Source organism: Protofrankia sp. Cj5, assembly GCF_917627405.1.
Lineage (GTDB): Bacteria > Actinomycetota > Actinomycetes > Frankiales > Frankiaceae > Protofrankia.
Genome location: NZ_CAKJTO010000193.1, coordinates 1 through 4,385 on the forward strand (window position 1 = coordinate 1; position 4,385 = coordinate 4,385).

The window sequence follows — 4,385 nt, forward strand, 5'->3', positions numbered from 1 at the left end:
GCGGCGAGTTGATCATTCGCGGCGAGCAGCGCCGCGCGGCCGGCGACGACCGCGGCGCCGGGATCCCGCAGCCGCACCAGCGGGCTGGCCACCGCCGCGGGGGCGTGGCCGTGGCCGGTCGTGGCCGCCAGGGCCAGCGGCGGCCCGAGAGAGACGGTCGTCGGGAACCGGAACCGCCGGGCGATCACACACAGCTCGGGGTCGATCGAGCGGGATTCCTTCGGCCCGAAGACGACGGCGTTCGGCGTGAGCAGGAACCCCGCGTCGAACTGTGCGTAGCCGGCGCCGGCCAGCGCACTGGTGGCGTCGAGGGCGAGGAACTGCCCCGGGGCGAACGCCGCGGGTGTCATGGTCAGCGGCGGCTCCGGGTCGCCCGCGCTCACCCGCAGGGTCACCGCAGCGGGCAGCGGGACCCCGTCCATGCGTTGCAGGGCGACCCCGAGCGGCACGGTGGTCTGCGCGAACCGCAGTTCAGCCAGCGGGTGGACGGCGGCGGCCCCATGATCCGGGCCGGGGCGCAGCTCGACCACCGCCGGGACGGGCGCGGTGCTCGCCGTCCAGTTCGACGCGGTGCGGAGCTGGCCGAGCAGGACGTCGAGCGGGGCGCGCGGCTTCGGGAGCTGCGGCGCGTCCGACGAGCCCCAGGTCAGCTCGGGGATGTCCACGTCGACGTCCCACCACAGCACCGAGACGCTGGCGTGGCCGTGGATGCGCCACGGGCTGGGGCCGGAGAGGTGCCCGCTCAGGCCGAGGCTGCCGACACAGAAGTCGGCGCACTCCACGCTCACCCGGGCGGAGAAGTCGACGGCGAAACCGAACGGGTCGAGCTGGATCAGCGCGTCGAACGCGAAATGGCCCGAGATATTGAAACCATCGATCCCGGCCCGCAGTTCGGCACGCGCGCCGAACTGGACCGATTCGGTGGTGACGGCCAGATAGGCCGCCAGCCGGGCGCGCAGCATCGGGCCTGGGGAGATCTCGGTGTGGATCGGTGTCATCCCCGCCATCCCGTCGGGCGGGGTGAAGGCCGGATGGAAGCCGCCAGCGGAGAGCGCGAACAGCGGGTCGTCCCCGGTGCGCAGGCGCAGCCGCAGCTCGCCGTCGACCGGGATGCCGACGATCCGCGAGTTCGCCAGCGTCGCCTCGATGGACAGGCCGTCCCCGGTGATCGTCCCGAAGACGAGCGCTTCGAGCCGGATCAGCGCCGCCTGCTCGAACGGCAGCGTGATGGCGACACGGCCGATGATCACCACCCCGTCGTCGCTGGCGAGGACCGCGATGGTGGCCGCGACCACTGTGGGCGTGCCCCAGCCCAGCTTCAGCATCGGGCCGGCGACCGCGCTGCCCGGCGCGGCCGGGAAGCAGCCGTTCAGCACCGGGAGCAGCCGGTCGGCGCCCACGATCGGGACGCGGGGGAACAGCAGCCGGGACAGCTCCCCGGAGCTGGCCGCGGCCTGCAGGGCCGGGATGTCGGGGCGCCGGCCGAGGCCCACCAGCCCGCCCACGCCCACCAGCGTGAACCCGAACGACAGCTGGACGGGGACGTCGAACTCGGCCGCCAGCAGCGCCACCAGGGACAGGCCACCGCCACTCAGGTCGAGGATGCCGAACCCGCTCACCGCTACCGGCCCGAGCCGGGCCGACAGCGCGCCGGCCCACCGGTCGCCGTCGCGGCGCAGGTAGCCGCTGCCCGTCACACCCGGCAACGTCAGCTCCGCGCCGGCCCCCGCCGGCAGCATCGGTACGGCCCGCATTTCCAGGCCTGGCGGTCGCAGGCGCACGCTGAGCTGGGCCTCGACGCGCGCGTCGTCCACCCGCAGCCGCAGCCCCGGCAGGTCGAGGCCGGCACTGACGCTCAGGTCGACGCTGACAGCGCTCGCGGTCCCGTCGGGGCGCCCGGCGACGTCCAGGGTGCCGACGATCCAGCCATTCCCGCTCATAAGTGACTCCGTCAGCTCGGGCCGAGGGTGAACTGGGGGGACTCGTCCGCCACGAGCACGAGCCGCGGCGAGTACCGGATGTCCGGCGGGCTGAGGGCGACGATCGAGCCAAGCGGCCCGAGCAGGCTCTGCAGGTCGACCTCGGCGTCGAGCCCCGGCCGGCCGCCGTCGCCGCTCAGGCCCACCAACAGCCGCCACAGCGGGTGGTCCGGCGGCTGCGCCGGATACCGCAGGGCCAGCTCGAGCCGCACCTTGCCGACGCTCAGCCGGGCGGCTCCGGCGTCCTGGTCCAGGCCAGGCGTGAGCGCCACGGACAGCCGCACGCCACCGGTGCCGTCGGTGCCTTTGGGTGTGGTCACCGGGCCGCCGAACGGGATGAGCCAGGTGGCGGTCCCGCCAGGGTCGGTCGCGATGCCCACCGTGAGCGGGCCGCCGCCGGATGGGATCTGGACGCCGTCGAGCGCGCCGCTGATCTTGATCATCGAGCCATGCCGCCCGTCGCCCGTCAGGGCAAGCCCAAGGGTGACCGAGGCCTGGACTGCGTCCGGCGTCGTCGGCAGGTAGGTCAGCGTCAGCATCCGGGCCCAGTCGGGCATCTGGCAGGTGCCGACCAGCAGGTGGTCAGGGTCGAGCTCGTGGATCGCCAGCAGGGCGATCACGAGCAGGTTCCACCAGTCCGGCGGGTTGACGAGCTGCTTGAGCCGGTCGAGCTGCTGCTCGGCGAACAGCTTGATGTCGTCCACGAGCCGCTCGGGTGCGCCCTCGGCCTCCTTGAGCAGGTCGCCAAGCCGGTCGCCGCCGTCCCGCGCGGCATCCGCCGCTGCGGTCAGCAGCTGGGTGAGCACGGTGCCGATGGTGTCCGGCGTCGCCGTAGCCATCTGTCACCTCCGTCCGCTGATGGGTCGTCTCATCGGTTCATGGGCGTCTCAGCGCGCCCGGCAAGAGTGATCGATGCCCAGCCCCGGCGGGCGGGCAGGAAGCGTTCCGGCCCGGTACCAGTCCTGCCGTTATAGCGAATGAAGAACATTGTTTACCTTGATTTGCACGAAATGCTGGCGAAGCTTCCCGCGCCAGTGAAGCCCATGGTGATCGTTCCTGCCGGCGGCGGTAATCACCCATCGGATCACCCCCCAACAGGTATGATCGACAGCTTTCCCGCCAGGCAAGCCTCGCCCTGCGGCAGCTCGTGTCACGTTATGCGCGGCACGGTCCCGTGGCATCGGTGCTGGCACCAACCCGGCCGGACGGAGATATCGCGCATCCGGCAGCTCGCCGACGCGCGTGCTTGGAGGGCTCTGGTGCGTGGTGGCCTCGCCCTGGCCGGGCTGGACTCGGCGGCGTGCTATATGCGCACGTTGTGGACGGGGCCGAGCGCGTCGTGCACAAGCTACGGGTCCCGCGGGCGGAGCGGGTAACGCATCCGCGCTGGCACGGCTGGTCGTGATCCGGGGCGGCGATGAACGTGCCCCAGCCCCGCGACGCCGCGTCCCTGTTGCCGGGCGCTTTGAGAGCGCCCGGCAACAGGACTGTCCGGCTCGCGGCTCCCCGCGTCCCGTCCGGCCGCGTTGTCGTCAGTCGGCGCCCATCACCAGGACGCCTTCCTCCGCAGCCTCGCCGGATCGGGCACGGATGAGCAGCTCACTGATCGAACGCCCTATCCTCGGGCGCTCTAAGCGATCACGTTTGGCGTGGCTCGCGATTTTCGGTGCGGCACGGTGTGGCACTGGGTGCTACGCTGTCGGGGTGGGCGTCCCTGAGATCACGCAGCGGGATCTGCGGTCGAGGTCTCGGGAGATCATGGACGCCGTCGAGCATGGGCAGTCGTTCACGGTCACTCGGGATGGTCATCAGATCGGGCAGCTCGTCCCAATGCGGCGTCGGCGCCGGTTCGTCTCGCGGCAGGAGTTCGCCGCGATGTCGCGCAACGCTCCTGACGCCGATCTGGCGGCGTTCCGCGCCGACCAGGACACGGCGGCTGACCATGAGGCGACGAGCGCCTATGATCGGTGAATCCGCCCGGCAGGGCCTGCTGGACACCAATATCCTGATCCTGCGCCGCTGGGTCAACGTTGCCGAGCTTCCGGACGAGATGGCGATCAGCGTGGTGACACTGGCGGAGCTGTCCGCCGGGCCGCACCAGGTGCGGCGCAACGACGAGCAGGACCTGTACGACGAGCATGCGGAACGGGCGCGGCGGATGGAGATACTCCAGCGCGTTGAGAACGAGTTCGACCCGATCCCGTTCGACGCCGAGGCTGCGCGGGTCTACGGCCGGTTGTCCGCGGCCATCGTCGCCGCGGGTCGCAAGCCGCGTCGCCGGATCGCGGACCTGATGATTGCCGCTACGGCGGTCGCGGAGGGCCTTCCGCTGTTCACCACCAACCCCAGCGACTACACCGGCCTGGAAAGAGGCTTGCGCGTGGTCCCGGTCACGAGGCCGCCTTT

4 protein-coding genes are annotated in these 4,385 nt (G+C 71.7%); 2 read left to right on the forward strand and 2 right to left on the reverse strand.

Annotated features, from left to right (window positions below; translation table 11 throughout):
• Positions 1 to 1,940, reverse strand: a 1,940-nt coding sequence (locus tag MJ777_RS22315; RefSeq protein WP_239377699.1) for a DUF6603 domain-containing protein, incomplete at its 3' end; no start/stop codon positions are given.
• 11 nt (positions 1,941 to 1,951) lie between these two features.
• Positions 1,952 to 2,818: a hypothetical protein gene (locus tag MJ777_RS22320; RefSeq protein ID WP_239346152.1), complete on the reverse strand. Its 867-nt coding sequence runs from the start codon at positions 2,816 to 2,818 to the stop codon at positions 1,952 to 1,954.
• A 919-nt stretch (positions 2,819 to 3,737) separates the two neighbouring features.
• Between MJ777_RS22320 and MJ777_RS22325 the strand changes: the two genes are divergently transcribed.
• Positions 3,738 to 3,950, forward strand: a complete 213-nt coding sequence (locus MJ777_RS22325) for a prevent-host-death protein (RefSeq protein ID WP_370651446.1) — start codon at positions 3,738 to 3,740, stop codon at positions 3,948 to 3,950.
• Positions 3,940 to 4,385: type II toxin-antitoxin system VapC family toxin (locus MJ777_RS22330; RefSeq protein WP_239377700.1), on the forward strand; the 446-nt coding region annotated here is incomplete at its 3' end. The genes MJ777_RS22325 and MJ777_RS22330, both read left to right, overlap by 11 nt.